This is a genomic window from Alkalihalobacillus trypoxylicola, assembly GCF_001590785.1.
In the GTDB taxonomy this organism is placed as follows: domain Bacteria; phylum Bacillota; class Bacilli; order Bacillales; family Bacillaceae_D; genus Alkalihalobacillus; species Alkalihalobacillus trypoxylicola.
Map to the genome: position 1 here is coordinate 55,318 of NZ_LTAO01000012.1, position 18,159 is coordinate 73,476.

15 protein-coding genes are annotated in these 18,159 nt (G+C 35.0%); 9 read left to right on the top strand and 6 right to left on the bottom strand.

Annotated features, from left to right (window positions below):
- The first annotated feature begins 18 nt into the window (after positions 1-18).
- Positions 19-2,475, top strand: coding sequence for a septation ring formation regulator EzrA (locus AZF04_RS07330; protein WP_061948184.1), 2,457 nt, complete (start codon positions 19-21; stop codon positions 2,473-2,475).
- 510 nt (positions 2,476-2,985) lie between these two features.
- The gene (locus tag AZF04_RS07335) at positions 2,986-5,955 is read left to right on the top strand and encodes a septation ring formation regulator EzrA (protein WP_061948185.1); all 2,970 of its coding nucleotides are present in this window, start codon (positions 2,986-2,988) and stop codon (positions 5,953-5,955) included.
- 32 nt (positions 5,956-5,987) lie between these two features.
- On the opposite strand, the gene AZF04_RS07340 is transcribed toward AZF04_RS07335, so the two are convergent.
- Entirely contained in the window at positions 5,988-6,674 is a 687-nt protein-coding gene (locus tag AZF04_RS07340) for a PspA/IM30 family protein (RefSeq protein ID WP_045485400.1), read from the bottom strand.
- A 1,072-nt stretch (positions 6,675-7,746) separates the two neighbouring features.
- Between AZF04_RS07340 and AZF04_RS07345 the strand changes: the two genes are divergently transcribed.
- The 3 genes from AZF04_RS07345 to AZF04_RS07355 are packed head-to-tail and all read left to right on the top strand — an operon-like array spanning position 7,747 to position 10,501.
- A complete protein-coding gene (locus tag AZF04_RS07345; protein WP_061948186.1) occupies positions 7,747-8,448 on the top strand; it encodes a response regulator transcription factor in 702 nt (233 codons plus the stop codon).
- Entirely contained in the window at positions 8,445-9,812 is a 1,368-nt protein-coding gene (locus tag AZF04_RS07350) for a sensor histidine kinase (protein WP_061948187.1), read from the top strand. Before AZF04_RS07345 ends, AZF04_RS07350 begins: the two co-directional genes overlap by 4 nt.
- The gene (locus tag AZF04_RS07355) at positions 9,809-10,501 is read left to right on the top strand and encodes a PepSY domain-containing protein (RefSeq protein WP_061948188.1); all 693 of its coding nucleotides are present in this window, start codon (positions 9,809-9,811) and stop codon (positions 10,499-10,501) included. Before AZF04_RS07350 ends, AZF04_RS07355 begins: the two co-directional genes overlap by 4 nt.
- 41 nt (positions 10,502-10,542) lie before the next feature.
- Here the strand turns inward: AZF04_RS07355 and AZF04_RS20410 are convergent, their stop codons facing one another.
- The gene (locus AZF04_RS20410) at positions 10,543-10,689 is read right to left on the bottom strand and encodes a YycC family protein (RefSeq protein WP_064504082.1); all 147 of its coding nucleotides are present in this window, start codon (positions 10,687-10,689) and stop codon (positions 10,543-10,545) included.
- 139 nt (positions 10,690-10,828) lie between these two features.
- Here AZF04_RS20410 and AZF04_RS07360 point away from each other — a divergent pair, with 139 nt between their 5' ends.
- Both AZF04_RS07360 and AZF04_RS07365 read left to right on the top strand, forming a co-directional pair.
- A complete protein-coding gene (locus AZF04_RS07360; protein WP_061948189.1) occupies positions 10,829-11,617 on the top strand; it encodes a PepSY domain-containing protein in 789 nt (262 codons plus the stop codon).
- Between the two features lie 337 nt (positions 11,618-11,954).
- Positions 11,955-13,166 carry an aminotransferase-like domain-containing protein gene (locus tag AZF04_RS07365; RefSeq protein ID WP_045485389.1) on the top strand — a complete coding sequence of 404 codons (1,212 nt, stop codon included), beginning with the start codon at positions 11,955-11,957 and terminating at the stop codon, positions 13,164-13,166.
- A 370-nt stretch (positions 13,167-13,536) separates the two neighbouring features.
- Here the strand turns inward: AZF04_RS07365 and htpX are convergent, their stop codons facing one another.
- The gene (htpX, locus tag AZF04_RS07370) at positions 13,537-14,424 is read right to left on the bottom strand and encodes a zinc metalloprotease HtpX (protein ID WP_061948704.1); all 888 of its coding nucleotides are present in this window, start codon (positions 14,422-14,424) and stop codon (positions 13,537-13,539) included.
- A gap of 14 nt (positions 14,425-14,438) precedes the next feature.
- A complete protein-coding gene (locus tag AZF04_RS07375) occupies positions 14,439-14,990 on the bottom strand; it encodes a LemA family protein (RefSeq protein ID WP_061948190.1) in 552 nt (183 codons plus the stop codon).
- A gap of 287 nt (positions 14,991-15,277) precedes the next feature.
- On the opposite strand from AZF04_RS07375, the gene AZF04_RS07380 reads away from it, so the two are divergent.
- Complete coding sequence (locus tag AZF04_RS07380; RefSeq protein WP_061948191.1) at positions 15,278-15,484, top strand: alpha/beta-type small acid-soluble spore protein; 207 nt, start codon at positions 15,278-15,280, stop codon at positions 15,482-15,484.
- Positions 15,485-15,544: 60 nt separating this feature from the next.
- Positions 15,545-15,793, top strand: coding sequence for a hypothetical protein (locus AZF04_RS07385; RefSeq protein WP_061948192.1), 249 nt, complete (start codon positions 15,545-15,547; stop codon positions 15,791-15,793).
- Positions 15,794-15,839: 46 nt separating this feature from the next.
- On the opposite strand, the gene AZF04_RS07390 is transcribed toward AZF04_RS07385, so the two are convergent.
- Entirely contained in the window at positions 15,840-16,937 is a 1,098-nt protein-coding gene (locus AZF04_RS07390) for an ABC transporter ATP-binding protein (protein ID WP_045485381.1), read from the bottom strand.
- Positions 16,938-17,070: 133 nt separating this feature from the next.
- On the bottom strand, positions 17,071-17,958 hold the full coding sequence (locus AZF04_RS07395) for a helix-turn-helix domain-containing protein (RefSeq protein ID WP_061948193.1): 888 nt from the start codon (positions 17,956-17,958) through the stop codon (positions 17,071-17,073).
- Positions 17,959-18,159: the final 201 nt, after the last annotated feature.

The window sequence follows — 18,159 nt, forward strand, 5'->3', positions numbered from 1 at the left end:
AGGCATGGAGGCGACGTAATGAATCGAAGAGGTTTTATATTAACGTTTTTTATCATCCTGATTAGTTTTTGTATACCTTTTTATGCAGAAGCAGCATTAGAAATAAGTGATGATGGACAATTTTTTACATCAACAGAAATAAATAATCTAGAAAGTGATTTTCGAAATTCAGATTTCGATTATTTTTTACAAACAGTCGAAGCTGTAGAAGGTGACTCAATTGAACAGCAAGCGGAAAGCTTGTATGAGCAATTGGATGTTGATGCGGTTATTTTAATGTCACAGGAAGGAGAAATTTATTTATCTTCCTGGGAAGGGTCCACTATTGACCAGGTCATTAATCAATTAAGTAATTCGTATGACCCTTATGAGGCTTTATTAGATGATACATTTATAGAATACGCAAAAGATGGGGAATTTGCTCTTGGGATAGAGACGTTGGTTAATGAAATTGAAAATGCAGCATTAAATTCATCCGGTGTGAATCAATCTAATCAGAGCGATTCAGGAACTTCTGTTACAAGTTCAAGCTCTATTTCAGCATTTGATGTTATTTTATCACTGAGTATTGTAGCCGTGTTTATAGCTATAGTTATGGTCATATTTAGAATTCGCTCTAAAAAGAAAATCGAAAAAGAAATAGATGATTTGAAAAAGAGACAGCAAAAATTACTTTCTAAGGTCTTAAATCCTTATAATAAAGTTAGTGAAAGATTGAAGTTAGCGAAAGGTGATACAGAAAAAAGTCTCAATGTATTAAGCCAAGACTTTTTTGATATTTTACAAGGTGCAAAAGATAGAGAGCAGGCTTTAACAAGGTTGGGGATTCCTAAGAAATATATTGAACTGATAAAGGAAACAGAGCCTATTCAAGAGCAAACCCAATTAGCAGAACAGAGGCTACCTCAGCTAGAGCAACAGATGAAAGAGTTCTTTGAAAAGGAATTAATCATCACAAAAAATATCAAGGAAGCCATGGCTGAAATGGATGATTTACAAAAAGAATTTAAACAATTTACGAACAGCCGTAACGAATCTTACCCTGTTTTAGAAGAGAGAATATTGGTCTTAACGGAAAGAATTCAATCAGCTAAGTCAAAAGAGAGTGGCTTTGATTTTATCGGTGCAGAAAAAATATTAAATACTACTTTAAAGCCATTAGAAGAGCTGAAACAAGATTTTTTTTACTTAAAACAAATGGTAACAGAGGTTAAGCGGATCTCCGAACAAATAAAGGAGCATCAAAATCATTTGTTTAATAAAACCAATCAAGAAAAGCTTAACCATCTAAAGAATATTCTTACCCGCTACTACACTGAGGCCCAAGCCATTTTAGAAAAAATGAATGAAGCCATCACATTAGGAGACGTTTTTAAGATTAAATCCGATCATGATGGAATACAGGAACAATTAGAACAAGCAACAGAAACAGTGGAGAAGTGGATAGAAGCTCGAGATTTTAGCTTGCAGCAGGTCAAAAATTTGAATAAAGAAAAGGAGACGTTCAATGAACAAAGCTCCTCACTACAACAAGAATTGAATAAGCTTCAGTCTCATTATCATGACGATCATCGATTAGATTTAGAAGATTATCTAATGACGATGAAACAAAACATTGACCAGCTTGAAACACAATTACCTGCTATTCAACTACTTTTAGATGAAGTCGATCCTAATTATCTAGAGATAGCTAAACATTTAAAGCCTTTAGTGAGTAACCTTGAAGATTCAGAGCGTTTTAAAGAAATGATTCGTAATCGATTTGATGAATTAGAAGGCAGAAAACGTAGCCTCTTAAAAAGCACTTCTGAATTAAAAAGAAAAACAAATGCTTTACTAGAAAAGGCTCGTTCTGAAGCTCTTAATATTCAAACAGAAGCATTAACTACGATAGTGAGAGACTGTAAGAGCCTAGAGCAGGATATGGAGAGCACAGACAAACATTTAGTAAAAGCTGAAAATAAATTAGCGGAAATGAATGAAGGCTTTCAAAGAATTAACCGTATAGTGGAAGGTGCTTTGAAAGAAAAACGAGATGCGATGAGAGAGTGGCAATCTGTAAGTAGGTCTTATCGTGATGCGCAAAGTCAGTTTGGATTACTGTCTTCAAACTCTTACCAAAATAAATATTTAAGTAATGAGCAACAGGTAAAACGTTTGCTCTCAAAGGGAGATTATCGAGGTGCTATTGCACAAATGGCACTTATCAGCCAATTAACACAGACTATGAGAACTGACCATCAAAGAAGGCTGGACGAACAACGGCGCAGGCATAGTCAAAACTACACCTTTAGAAATAACAGCGGTTCTTCAGGCTTCGGTTCTAGAGGAGGCGGCTCAAGCTTTGGCTCTAAAGGAAACACTTCACGTGGAGGCGGTTCGAGCTTTGGTTCAAGAGGAGGAAGTTCACGTGGAGGCGGCTCAAGCTTTGGTTCACGTGGTGGACGCTCACGTGGCGGAGGTAAAAGGTTCTAAATAGGAACGGTTCGATTTCTATAAAGGTAGGGAAAATAAATAGCTGTTTTTAATAATCATCTCATATTACAAAACTTGAAATGATTTGTAATGGATGCAAAAATCAAGAAGTAACCATGAACCCTCCTTACTGTGAAAAAGGAGGGTTTTTTTGAAAGGATAGATTCCCTGTGAAAGGCGTAAGCTAGTGGACACAAGATACGGAGACACCAGTGGAAATAAGTGGTCATACTGAAATTCACTTTAAAAAAAGTTAGTTCTTGCGCCACCACTGGACGCGAAGTATCTTGGGAAAGCGAACAGACACGCACTTAAAATGAGTGGAGTTTTTCATTCTTGCGTATTGTCTCAGCCAATAATATTAAATGCTGTGATAAAAGTAACGTATTTTAATAAAAAGATTTAAATTCAGTAGGAATAAAAGATAAATATAAATATATTTACATAGTACATCTTTATTATTAAAGAGAGATGATTTATGATAATAGTAAAAGAATTAAGGGGGAAAAAATGAAAAAAAGGCATATTCTTGGCGGACTATTATTTTTGTTTGCTTTATACATAAGTAACCCAATGAATAGTATGGCAGCTTTAGTAATAGAGGAAGATGAAGAACTATTTTTTTCAACAGAAGAAATCGAATATTTAGAAGAAACCTATACCGACAGTCATTTTGATTATTTAATAAAATCAGTATCTCAAATGGAAAATGAGGCGATAGAATCAGAAGCAGAAATGATTTTTTTGGAAGCTAATGTAGATGCTCTTTTGTTAATCCATCAAAATGAGGTTCAATTCCAAACAGCGGCAGATTCTGCAATAGAGGATGCTATTTTACAAGGTCAAGGTTCAAATGCATATGAAGAAATCCTCAATGATACATTTATAAATGGTGCGGAGCAAGATGATTTTGTCCTTGCCGTGGAAAGCTTAATTAATGAAATAGAAGAAAGATTCGTCAATTTAGAAATGCCTAATGAATCCGGAGAAATGATTGAGGAAGAGACGATTGAAAGTGAAGCGATTACGATTCCAAGCACTGCAAATAATGGCCCGAATATAACGTGGTTTAGTACGATTTTATTTTTGGCTATTTCACTAGCTGTTCTTACCGGTGTGCGAATCGTGCTTAAAAAACAATCAGATAAGAAAAGAATAGCCGAATTGTCAGCACTGCAAGAAAGACAGAAGAAGTTACTCTCAGGAGTTTTACAGCCATACAATAACGTGAGTGAACGATTAAAGCTATCTAAAGGACAAACTGTTGTGGCATTGAAGCAGCTAGAAAAGCAGCTGTTTTATATTTTGACAAATGCAAAAGAACGAGACAATCACATAGAGGATTTATTAGGACAATCTTTAAAAACAGATGACTATGCGTTACAGGTAGAGAATATAGAAGTGGAAACGGAAAATGACGAGCGGTTATTTACTGAGTTGACAGAAGAAACAGATACTGTCATGAACAGCGAAAAGAAGGCTTCAGAGCAAATTAACCAATTAAAAGAGAATATAGGAACATTTGAAACAAAATTCCAATCCAGTATTGCTTCTCAAACAAACTCATTTTCTTTCATTTCTTCAACCTTAGAAGAGGTTAATATAGGGCTAAATAAGGCTGAGGAATTAGAGAAGCATCTCGATTATGTTGGAGCCTCTCAGTTATTGGAAACGTTAACTGAGCGTTTTAATGAGATGGACCGAGATTTTTCATTGCTTCAAGATTTAAAGGATTCTTTGTCTTCTATAAAACAGAATATGAATAAGCAAAAAGAGCTGTTAATGAATCAAATTGCTGATGAGAGTTTGCATACGATCGTTCATCAAGTTGAACAGGCCTTTATTAAAATAGAACAGGCTTTCTCAAACCTATCAAACGATGTAATGGAAGGGAAGGCTAAAGCAGCTGAGGATGAAAAACGTTTTATAGATAAACAATTAGAAGAAGTAAGTGAATTAGTAGAGAGTCTAATTTTCAAAAGAGATCATAGCTGGCTCAATTTAGAGAAGATGGAGCAAGAGCTTCTTTATTTTAAAGAAAAAGAGAGTGATTTTGATCGAGAATTGAATCGATTACAAAAGCAATATAATCAAGTGCATTGGCATGATTTACAATCTCTATTCTATGAGCTTAATAATCGGATACAGTCTATAAAAACCGTCATGGGTGAAGTAAAACGATCTCTTGATGAACAACATTATGAGGAAGCATATGAAGAAACGGAACGACTTAAATTTGAAATACAAGAAATAGATCAAATGTATGTCCAATGCTTTGCAAGATTTGAAGAGCTAGAAAGCGAAAGAAAACAATTGCTTGACCAAATGAATCATTTAGAAAGAGAAATTTCAAAGCTATTGCACACAGTTAATTTGGAAGCTATTCCTATGGACACCTTAGATATCTCGAGATTATTAAATCAAACGCAATTTGAGAAAAATGACTTACAGCAAGGGATTGTCCATTTAGGGGAATTTCAAGAAAAAGTAAGACAATTAGAACAGCAATATGAAAAATGGCTAGATGAATTAACTTTCTGGAAAAAGAAAAAAGCAGAGCTTGACCGCCAATGGTCCGTGGCAAAAAGAAGCTATGAAAAAGCGGAAAGACGTTATGAAAAGGATATGCCGATTCATAGCTATCGTAGAGAGTTTTCTTATTGTGAAAGAGAAATTCAGCGCCTACTAGCAGCTGGACAATATAATCAAGCTAGCAATCAACTTCAGCTTTTGGAGCAGATTCCTAGAGATATGAAAAAGGATTATGAACAATTCAATAGAGATATAAGGAGAAGCTCTTCTCGATATGAACAAGATGATTATTATGAAGAGGATCATAGGCAGTATGATGATCAGTATAAGCCTCTTCAGAAAAATTTAGACCAGAATATTCATCATGCGACGATATTGAATGCCACTCAAAATTCGGTCACATTTATTTCAGATGATAGAGACCATGATGGTTATCATAGACACTATGATGATAGAGATTATGAGGATGACTATAATCGTTCAAACAGAGACTATAATGATGCTAGAATTCAGAAGAGCGGTTCCAAACATTCTTCAAAAAGAGGTAGTTCAATAAGAAGCAATGATGGAGAACGAGCAGTTAAGCCTAAAGCCCGTTCAAAATCTAATGAAGCAGGAAAAAACTCAAAGGTTGCTCAAGTTAAAAAGGAAAAAGCTACTGCTCGTAATAAAACGAAGCGAGATTCAGGAGCAAGCTCCTTACGAGGTCAATCAACCACTGCAAAGTCAAGACCAACTTCAACAACTGGCGGAGCTAGTAGCTTTAAAGCGAAGTCTCCTACCCGTGGTGCTACTAGTAGCTTTAAAAGCGCAAGTACTAAAGGGAGCTCAAGTAGCGCTAAATCTAGTCCAAGATCTAGTTCAAGTTCAAGGGGAGGCTCAAGTAGCTTTAAATCAAGCACTAGTTCAAGAGGAAGCTCAAGCAGCTTTAAATCAAAGAAAAAATAAAAAAAGAAAAACCTCAAAGAGGTTTTTCTTTTTTAGTCATTAGCAGGCTCTTCTTTTTTACTGTTTAATTTAGCTTTTAGAGCCTCAAGCTCTGAGTCTACACTAGAGGTAGAGGTTAATGCTGCTAGTTCATCGTCTAATGAACGATTTACATTGCGAAGCTCTTCTGAACTAGCTGCTTCTGCTTCACTTTGCATAACCTTTTGTTCCATTCTGTCAAACCCAGCTTTTGAACCACCAACACCAGATAGTGAGCGATTAACTTTGGTTCTAGCTTTCGCGCTTTCTGAACGTGCTTTAAGAGAATCTTTTTTCATACGCATTTCTCTTAACTCTTCATTCATTTCACGTAACTTATCTTTAAGCTCTTCTGAAAGCTTATGAGCTTCTCCCCAAGATGCTTTTAAAGATTCTGCATGGTCATTGTGTTTATTTTTATCTTCTAATGCTTTTCTTGCAAGGTTCTCATCGCCAGCTTCAAGAGCTGCCATTGCTTGTTCCTCACGCTTGCTTACTAATGCAGCTGCTTCTTCGTATTGTTTGTTTAACAGCTTTTCATTGGCTATTTGCTTAGCTACAGCTGCTTCTACCTCTGCAATATCATTCTCCATATCAAGAATAAATTGATCTACCATTTTTACAGGGTCTTCAGCTTTGCTTAACAAAGAGTTGAGTTCAGACGAAACAATAGTACGTACTCGATTAAAAAAACGAAACATGTGCATCCCTCCAAATAATAATCAAACGATCACTTTTCCCTATTACAATGGGAATATACAGTGTTGTATGATACATGATATAGTTTCTATATTCCTTATTTTAACACAATGAAGGAAGTATAGGTTATTCTTATTATTACTTACGTTAGAAGTTTATAAAAGGTTTCATTATTTTTTTATCTAAATCAATTTCATCATTCATCTATTTTGGTTTTTGATTTTCACTTTAGGTAGATGCTTTCCCAAGGGCTTGTCTTCAGCTAACTCTGACTACGCTGGGCTTCGTCAGAGTGGATCTTCAAACGGCGCTCATCCTTTGGGAGTCACTACCTACCGTTTCAATCAACGAGAAATTTGCAAACATTCGTCTTTTAATGAAAACCGAACAATTTGGTTTTTGATTTTCACTTTAGGTAGATGCTTTCCCAAGGGCTTGTCTTCAGCTAACTCTGACTATGCAAAGCGTCGTCAGAGTGGATCTTCAAACGGCGCTCATCCTTTGGGAGTCACTACCTACCGTTACAATCTGCGAGTGAATTCGCAAGCATTCGTCTTTTAATGAAAATCGAGCGGTTAGGTTTTTGATTTTCACTTTAGGTAGATGCTTTCCCAAGGGCTTGTCTTCAGCTAACTCTGACTACGCAGAGCTTCGTCAGAGTGGCTCTTCAAACGGCGCTCATCCTTTGGGAGTCACTACCTACCGTTACAATCTGCGAGTGAATTCGCAAGCATTCGTCTTTTAATGAAAATCGAGCGGACCTACCGTTACAATCTGCGAGTGAATTCGCAAGCATTCGTCTTTTAATGAAAATCGAGCGGTTAGGTTTTTGATTTTCACTTTAGGTAGATGCTTTCCCAGGGGCTTGTCTTCAGCTAACTCTGACTACGCAGAGCTTCGTCAGAGTGGATCTTCAAACGGCGCTGATCCTTTGGGAGTCACTACCTATCGTTACAATCTGCGAGTGAATTCTCGAGCATTCAATGTATTTTCATAATAATTATCGGTTTTATTCACTTATAGAGCAATGATGAAATTCACTCATCTAATAAAAAAGTATGAAGAGGTGTTTGTATGCATCGAATTTTAATTATAGAAGATGAAAAAAAAATATCACGCCTGCTTCAATTAGAATTAGAGCATGAAGGATATCAAACAACCATGGCTAGTGATGGTTTAACAGGCTTAGAGCTTATTCAGAATGAAGAATGGGATTTAGTCATTTTAGACGTGATGCTGCCAGGGCTTAATGGAATTGAAGTACTGAGGAGAGTTCGAGTAAATAACCAGTCACTACCTATCATTATGCTTACAGCACGAGATAATGTCATTGATAAAGTAACGGGTTTAGATTATGGAGCAAATGATTATTTGACTAAACCATTTGAGATAGAAGAACTCCTAGCTAGAATAAGGGTTTGTTTAAGAACTCAAACTTTAATCGAAAAACCAATAAATCAAAACGAAAATAGTCATTATCAATTAAGTGATTTAGTGTTAAATGTTCCTAATCGGACCGTTTCAAGAGAAAACCAAGAAATTTCATTAACTCGTCGGGAGTATGACTTACTCCATTATTTATTACAACATGAGGAACAGGTAATGACTCGAGAGCAAATCATCGAACATGTTTGGGGCTTCGATTATTATGGAGATACAAATGTAGTGGATGTGTATATTCGTTATTTAAGAAATAAAATAGATAAGCCTTTTCATTCACCATTGATTCATACGATTAGAGGGGTAGGTTATGTCATAAAGGAGATTAAGAAATGAATTTATCGAGAAAACTAACATGGTTTTCGACGGGGTTATTACTTCTTCTATTAATCGTTGTGAATATTGGCATTTATTTTATGTTTTCTTATAATTCACAGCAAGCAGAATTAGAAAGAGGACTAAATCAGGCCCATATTATCTCTAAACAAATTTCAGAGCAGGCTACAGTAGAAGAGGCTACACAACTATTTGAGCTGTCAGTTGTCCACGATGGAGTTATTCGGTTAATTGCTGAAGACGGTTTGCCCTATTTACAAACGACTTTAAATTTATCTTTGCTACGCGATTTGCCCTCTATTTATACGATTAACGAGCAAAGTGAGTCTATGATTCATAAAAATGAAAGATATGGTGTAGCAAGAATCCCGATCATCTGGGCGGATGGATCCGTATTGACTTTAGAATATGTTGAAAGAATGAATATTCATGAGCAAACGATGCAGATGCTGAGGATTGTCCTAATCATAGCGACTGTTGCCATTTTAATTCCTACTTATTTTGCAGGAAAAGCGCTTAGTCGAATCATTGTAACACCGATTAAAAATTTAACGAAAACGATGGAGTCTATTCGTAAAAGTGGCACATTTAAAAAAATAACATTACAAAAAGAACAAGGAGATGAGCTTGTTCAAGTTGGTCATACATTTAATCATATGATTGAGTTGCTAGAACAAAATTTTAAAAATCAACAGCGTTTCATATCCGATGCTTCTCATGAATTAAGAACACCTTTAACGGTTATTGAAAGCTATGCAAAGCTTCTTAAGCGTTGGGGTAAAGCTAAGCCAGAGGTTTTAGATGAATCCATTGAGGCCATTTATTCGGAATCATTGAGAATGAAAAGCTTAACGAATCAGCTTTTAGATTCGATAAAAAATCAATCCTATCTAGATTCTCACGGTGAGTTTACTTCATCTATTGAAGAAGTATTGTCAGAGTGTATAAAAAATCTTAAGCAGGCCTATCAAAGGGAATTCAAATGGTCAGGGATAAAGGAAGGTTTATTGGTGCAATTGAATCCTTTGGAATTGAAACAAATATTTTATATTTTGTTTGAAAATGCGATTAAATATAGTGATGGAAATATTGAAGTGACGACAAAAAGAGAAGATCAATATGTGGTCATCTCTATTAAAGATCAAGGTATTGGAATTGAGCCGGATCACATCCCATTTATTTTCGAGCGCTTTTATCGTGTTGATGAAGCTAGAAGTCGAGATACGGGAGGAAGTGGGTTAGGCTTAAGTATTGCAAAAGGTCTTGTAGAAAAGTATAAAGGGGATATATTAGTAAAAAGTGAGCCAGGAAAGTTCACCATTTTTACGTTGAAATTACCTATTGGTAAGGGGGTTATCCAATGAAAAAGTGGATAATCATGATTGTAACCATAATGATAATCTTACTACTTGTTCTTATTTTATTTCCTTTTAATCACGAACTAAGCATGGAGGAAATCGAGGAGGTAGTATTAAAAAGGTACTCGGGTCAAATACAATCAATCGAATTAAGCGGCTCTGATTTATACGTTGTCCATTTACAGGTTCCAAGAGGAGAATATGAAATACAAGTCAATGCTCTTAACGGAGAAATCATTTCTCTTCAACAAGTGAAGACTGAAAATGAAATAGGGCAGGGTGAAAATGAAATGCAGGAATGGTCGGAAGACGAAATGATATCTTATTTGGAAAATGAGACGCAAGAGCCTGTTATCAGAATTCTTGAATCGAAGATAAATGAGCAAAATCGAATGATACAAATTAGAGCAGAACAAGTAGATGGTATAGCTTATATAGAAATAGATGCAAATTCTTTAGAAATGGTTCAATTTCGTAAAGAAAGAAAAGATCTTTCGTTTTTAACTGAGAATGAAATTACAGATATAGTTAGGACAGAACGGGATGAAGATATAGAAATTGAAGATATAGAATTAGAGGAGGATGGTGATTGGTACTATTATGAGATCGAGTTCGAGGATAAGGAAAGAGAACTTGAGTACATCATGATTATTGATGCTTTAACTGGAGAAGTGATTAGTACAGAAGAAGATTAATAAATAAAACAATAACGCTACTAATGTATAGGAGTCAGAATTTATTCTGACTCTTTTTCTTTCTTTTCCAGCTCTGCTAATTTAGCAATTAAAATATGCTGAGGCATATGCATAATTTGTTCAATTGGTATATTCAACGACTTGGCTAGTTTTTGTGCGGTTTCAGCCGAAATTTGTAATGGTCTCATCAATTAAAAACCTCCTTTCTATTATTTTACGAACTTCCCTGTTTTTCATCAATCATTTTCTCATCAAATTCTCATTTTATTTTCATATCGTACTCATATTCCTTCTTTATAGTTAAAGTATGAAAAGGAGGAAATAAAAATGAAAAAACTAATGATAATAGGTATGAGTCTCGTTTTTGTTGGTCTTACAGCATTTGTCGTATCTGCAAAGGAAGAAAGCCATTCACCCCTTTTGTTAAGCTCTGAGCTAGCAGTTAATCAAAATCAAGGTCATAATCAAAATGAAAATCAAGAGAACATCTCAAAAGAAGAAGCTTTAAAAATAGCTGAATCATTTGTAGACGGTAAGGTGAAGGATGTAGATTTAGAAAGAAATAGAGGACGTTATTATTATGAAATTGAAATGGAACTTAACGGTCATGAGGTTGATATTGATATTGATGCAAAAACAGGAGAGCTAATTAAGATAGACGGTGATTTATCAGAAACGTTTATGGGTGAGAGTGAAGAATTTGCTTCTGTTCAAAAAGCTACGGATGAAATCAAACAATTATTCCCTGATTCTATAATGGATGAAATGGAATTAAAGAAAGAAAAAGATGGAAACTTTTATTATGAAATTGAAATTGAAAACTTCGGTGAGGATGGAGAGATTTATTTAAATGCTCAAACCTTAGAGATTCTATATATCGATAGTGATATTAAACCATTTCTAAAAGGAGAACAAACGGTGGCTTATGAGATCGATCAACAAAAAGCAATCGAATTGGCTATTGAGCATGTAGGTGAGGGAGTAGTGGAAGATATAGAAATTACTTTTAAAAAGGGAAAAGTTGTTTATGAAATAGAGATAGAAGCAGGTGCGAAGGAAGTTGACATTTATATAGATGTAAATAATGGTGATGTGGTCCATGAAGACTGGGATTAACTTCTTACTAATAAGAAAGGTTTATTCTCAGTTGATAGGTGGGCTCATAAGCTTGTCGAGAGGTTTGATTAAAAACCAATCGGCAAGTTTTTTTATAATGACTAGGTTTATTATTTGAAATTGGAAATAAACTCTGCTAGCTCTAGGTAGATTGCTTATATCTCTTGTTTTGATTGAATGAATAATAAACCTTCCGAATAAAGTAGTGATATTCATTTCTAATTGTATTTGATCAAAAATTTAAAAAATGTTGTTATATTTATTGACAAATAAACGAAATAGGTTAGTATTGATTTAATATTCAAAAAATTAATCAATTAATAGAGGTGTCAGTCACATGAAATATGCCTTCGCAAAGCGAGTACGCCATTTACAATCCTCAGCAGTTAGAGATATCTTAAAGGTTGTTGGCCGAGGAGATATCATTTCCTTTGCTGGTGGTCTTCCAGATGATGAGTTATTTCCTTTTAAAGGAATTGAAGAAGCGTTCTCTCGAGTTTTTGCCGCAGGAAAAGGCTCGGCTTTGCAATATGCTGAAACCGAAGGGTATCGACCTTTACGTGAAAGTATTTTAGAAAGAATGGAAGTAAAAAAGGGAATTAAAAATTATTCAAATGATGAAATACTCATTACAACGGGTTCTCAGCAAGCTATAGATTTGTTTTCACGTATTATGCTTGGACCAGGAGATGTTATTTTAACAGAAGACCCAACCTATCTCGCTGCATTACAGGTTTTCCATTCATATGAAGCCAATGTAGTAGCGGTTGATTCCGACGATGATGGTATGCTCCCCGAAGATCTTGAATTAAAAATGAAACAATTAAAACCAAAGGCCGTGTATGTAGTGCCGACTTTTTCTAATCCAGCTGGTAGGGTGTGGTCGTTGGAAAGAAGAAAAGAGCTCGTAGGGTTAGCACATAAATATAATGTCGTTATTTTTGAGGATGATCCTTACGGTGAGCTACAGTTTTTAAAGGATGAGACCTATGTTCCTTTAGCAGCTCTAGATGATGGAAGCCATGTCCTATATACAAGTACTTTTTCTAAAATCGCAGTACCTGCCCTTCGTACGGGGTGGATTATGGGACCTTATCAAATTATCCGCATGATGTCACAGGCTAAACAAGCTAATGATTTGCATACAAATTCGTTATCTCAGCAAGCCTTGTATCAATTGTGTACGAATTTCGATTTAGATGGTCATATCGAGCATCTATCGAAAGTATATAAAGAAAGAATGGAAGTAATGGTAAAGTGTCTAACGCATTCAAACCTATCGGGGATGTCTTTTGTAAAACCAAAGGGTGGAATGTTTTTATGGATTGAACTGAGCGAGCGCTTGAACACCACTATATTATTAAATGAAGCAGTCAAAAATGGAGTAGCTTATGTACCCGGAGAGCCTTTTTATGCGGGCATTGCTAAAAAGAATACGATGCGGTTAAATTTTACTCATTCTTCTCCAGAAACGATTCAAAAAGGAATTCAGTCCTTAGTAACCGTTTTATCAAAAAATGTTGATGAGCAAGAGCATTTCTTTGTTTAGGAATTCGTAATGGATTTATTCTGAAAAATGAATGATCAGAGTAAAAAAAGAGGCAAAGTCAAAAGTCATCACATATATCGAACTTAAATTGATGTGAAATGAATGCAAACACAAATAACGAAAACAGAACGCTCCTTCTTTTCACAAGAAGGAGCGTTCTGTTGACTGTAAGATTCTCTATGAAAGACATAACTAGCGGACACAAGGCACGGAGACTACACTGGGAGGAAGTGACCATCCGAAATCCACTTAAAAAAAATTAGTTCAGCAGCACCCCACCGGACGCGTAATGTCTTTGGGGAGTGACTAACCTAGGTACCTAAAATGTGCGGAATCATTCATTTTGAGTATTGTTTTAGTATTTTTTATATTACATATTTTTAAGTCGATGAATCCGTTCTTGTGCAGGTGGATGAGTTGAGAATAAGTTTTTTGTTTTCTTTTTTAACGGGTCAGCAAAATATAAAGGAGCAGAAGTGCTTGATGCTTCTTTTACAGGTGCTGAGCTAGACGTAATTTTTTCTAATGCAGATGCTAATGCATAAGGATTACGAGTCAAATCAGCAGCAGATGCGTCCGCTAAGTATTCACGGTTTCTAGAAATGGCTAAACGAATAAGCGTCGCAATAATCGGTGCAAAAATAAGCAGAATAATGGCGAGAAGTTGAATAATCGCTCCAGCATTATTATCTTTACTGTTTCGTCTGCTATGCCTAGTATAATAAAGCATTCTACTGCCAAAATCACTAAGAAGAGCAACGACGGAGACAAGAGCTATAGCAATGGTAGCCAAACGGATATCATAATTCTTAATATGAGCGATTTCATGTGCTATTACACCTTCTAACTCTTCACGATTCAAGCGTTCTAATAAACCTGTCGTAACGGCTACAGCACCCTTATCAGGAGAGGTTCCTGTTGCAAAGGCATTGGGACTTGCATCCTTTATTATAAAAATCCTTGGCATTGGAATCTGTGCTGCAAGAGAAAGTCCTTCTACTGTATTCCAAAGAAACGGATTTTGATTCGTGCTTTTTATTTCATGTGCGTGATTCATTTTCATGACTATATTAGTGCTTGAGAATATCATCATTAAGGTGTATCCGAGCCCTAAAACCGCAGCAATCACCATGCCACTATAGTATTCACCTGTTTGAATATATGTAAATGCGGCACCAACCAATAACACAAAAAGGATAAAGCCCGCCACAATGACAATGGTTAATCTCTTATTTCTTTCAATTTGTCGATAAAGAATCATATCTGCCTCCGTTAAAATTGCACTTTAACATTTTTTCGTTCTTCTGGAGGAGTAGAAAGGACATCAGTTTTTGCAAATTGATGCAGAGATGCCACGAGGTTACTAGGAAAAGATTCAATCTTCGTATTATATTCACTAACCGTTTTGTTATAAAGCTGCCTAGCATAAGCAATTTTATTTTCGGTGCCTGTTAATTCTTCTTGTAACATTTTAAAGTTTTCATTGGCTTTTAAATCTGGATAATCCTCACGTAAAGCAAAAAGCTGCCTTAAGGATGAAGATAATTGATTATTCGCTTCCATCTGTTCTTCTCTTGTTGCACTAGTATCCCCCATTTGATTACGGAGAGAAACAATTTTAGCTAGCGTTTGTTCTTCATGCTTCATATAACCTTTTACCGTTTCCATAAGGTTAGGAATTAAATCATATCTTCGTTTTAACTGATTATCAATCTGAGCCCAAGACTGCTCAACCCAATTACGAAGCTTTACAAGTGAGTTATAATTTGCTATCCAAAAGATAATGAGTAATAAAACAATAATGCCTCCAATTATAAATCCCATCTTTATCATTCTCCCTTCTTAAGTTATGTACGTTATATATATCCATAAAGTTACAAAGTAAATTATACATGTAAAAAAGAAAGGTTGAGAAGAGATTTTTTGAAATTTTTAGAACAAGCTGTAAACAACCAAGAAATTGATAGGAAATAAGAGATTTTATTAGCTTTTTAGAGATATTGAAAGTTAAAAAAGATTTAAGATAAAATTTCCGTTTATTACTAATTAATTTCATACATAAGAAGCTAGAAAAAATACAAACTATGATTACATAAGGAGGTGAAAGAAACATGGCTAACAACAACAGCGGTAATTCAAATCAACTTGTTGTACCTGGTGCACAACAAGCTTTAGATCAAATGAAATATGAGATTGCTTCAGAATTTGGTGTACAATTAGGACCAGACGCTACTTCTCGTGCTAACGGTTCTGTTGGTGGAGAAATCACTAAACGTTTAGTACAAATGGCTGAGCAACAATTTGGTGGACGTCAATAATAAAAGTGGATGTAAGAGGTGAGTATGTCTCACCTCTTCTTATCTTTTTAGGAGGGGAACATGAGCATTTGTCCTGTTTGTAATGGATTTGTTAAAGTAAATAATATTTGCTCAGCATGTAGCCAAGCAGAATTAATTGATTATGGTCGGATAAGTGATTATGAGGATAAATATAGTGCGTACGAAGAGATTGAAATAAAGAAGATAAATAATCAACTATCTCATGATGCTGAGATGAAGCAATGTGCTCATTTTTTATATTGTCCAGAATGTAAAAAAACAAGCATGATATTAATAAATGAAAATTAAAAAGAACCCCATTATTTATTAATAGGGTTCTAAAATATGGTTATAATTAACGAATTCTTAGTTCAGAATCTGCATCGAAGAAATGTGCTTTATTCATATCAAAAGCTAATTCGATAGATTGACCATTTTGAATATCAGTGCGAGAGTCAACACGTGCAACAAAATCTTGACCTTCCACAGTAGAGTAAAGGATTGTTTCAGCACCAAGTAACTCAGCTACATCAATTTGAGCTTTTAATTTAGAACCAGGAGACGCTTCAATAAATACTAATTCATCATGGATGTCTTCAGGACGAACTCCTAATACTAATTCTTTATCTGTATATCCTTGCTCACGAAGAGTTGCTAATTTACCTTCTGGAACTTTAAGTGAAAATTTACCAACTTCAAAAAGGTCTCCGTTTAATTTACCTGATAGGAAGTTCATAGAAGGAGAACCAATGAAACCACCAACAAAGATATTTTCAGGATTATCATATACTTCTTTTGGAGAACCTACTTGTTGAATATAACCATCCTTCATAATAACAATACGTGTTGCCATTGTCATAGCTTCCGTTTGGTCATGCGTTACATAAATGGTCGTTGTTTGTAGACGTTTGTGTAATTTTGTAATTTCAGCACGCATTTGTACACGTAGCTTTGCATCTAAGTTAGATAAAGGCTCATCCATTAAGAATACTTGAGGGTCACGAACAATCGCACGTCCAAGAGCTACACGCTGACGCTGACCACCAGACATTGCTTTTGGTTTACGGTCAAGCATTTCTTCTAGTCCTAGGATTCTTGCTGCGTCTTTAACACGACGATCAATTTCGTCCTTTTTAAATTTACGAAGCTTAAGTCCAAATGCCATATTATCATAAACATTCATATGAGGATATAGGGCATAGTTTTGGAAAACCATCGCGATATCACGGTCTTTTGGTGCAACATCATTCATTCGTTTATCACCAATCATTAAATCGCCTTTAGAAATATCCTCTAATCCCGCAATCATACGTAAAGTTGTAGACTTACCACAACCAGATGGACCTACAAAAACAACAAACTCTTTATCCTCGATATCAAGATTGAAATCTGTTACCGCTTGCACATCACCGTCATAAATTTTATAAATATTTTTTAATTGAATACTGGACATAATATGTACCTCCCTTTAGTTGTTGATATTATTGTAAACTCTTTCATTTCCATTTCGCTATAGGAAGCTTGCACAAAGATTTTTTATTTTTTTGTGCAAATTGTACACGTTTTCATAACTGGTACGAATGGCTTTAGATTTTATAATGAATGAGCTGAAGCAATGAGGATAAAAAAGCAGCTTGAGGAAATTGTTTTATATCAATCCCCGTCTTATCAATAAATTTATCTATTCGATACTGCAGGCTATTTCTATGCATATGCAAGGCCTTTGCAGCGGAGGAAAGATTTAAGTGATTTTTTAAGTATACCGAAACACTTTTCAGTAATTCTTGATCCTCTAATAATTCTTTATTAAAAAAATGCTCAATGATCTCTGTTCGATCGTGACTTGGAATAAACGAAAGTAAGAAAATAGCTGATACTTCATGTTCATCAAAATATTGTTTCTTTTGATGGTGTCGTTTAGCTATTTCAAAGCACTTCTTTTCCCATAAAAATTGACTTTTAGAGTTAGAAGCCGCTGTCTGTGACCCCATTAATAAAGATAAATTCACATAAAAATCGGTTGACATTGCTTCTATTAAGCTTTGATATTCTACTTCATCATCTAATGTATCATCGATATGAATAACGATTCCATATGTTGGACTAATCCAAATGATCGAAGTAGTTTTTTCTAATAAACTATCCCAAATTTCATGAAAAGCTTGATAATCATCAATAGATTTATCTAATAAAAAGTGGATAAATCGAACTTGAGATTTAATTGGAGGTGAAGGACTATCATGAATGAGCCAATTTCTCCATTTTTCTTCTAGTTGAGATTGAGGGGCTGGAATAGTAATTGGTTCATTAAAAAGCTCTTTTAATAGAAGAACTTCTTTTTCGGTTAAAAGCTCTAGGTCAAAATGAATAACTTTTTCTTCAATCATTAATCGCAATGTATTGTTAGAAGCTTGTGAAGATGAATTTTTAATAATAGCACTATCAAATAAGCGTAGAAGTTTCTCTGTGTTCATTCATCTAACTCCTTTTTTAGATTCTCTAGTTTTCATTATAACAAAATGACCTTACAGGAGAAATGAAGAACATAAAAAGGCGAAGATATAAGTTGTTTTTAAATCATCTCATGTAGCGACGTTTGAAATAGTTATGTAAATGCATACACAGAAAAACGAACAGACCCTTCTCTTTTGCTAAGAGGGGCCTGTTGAAATGAA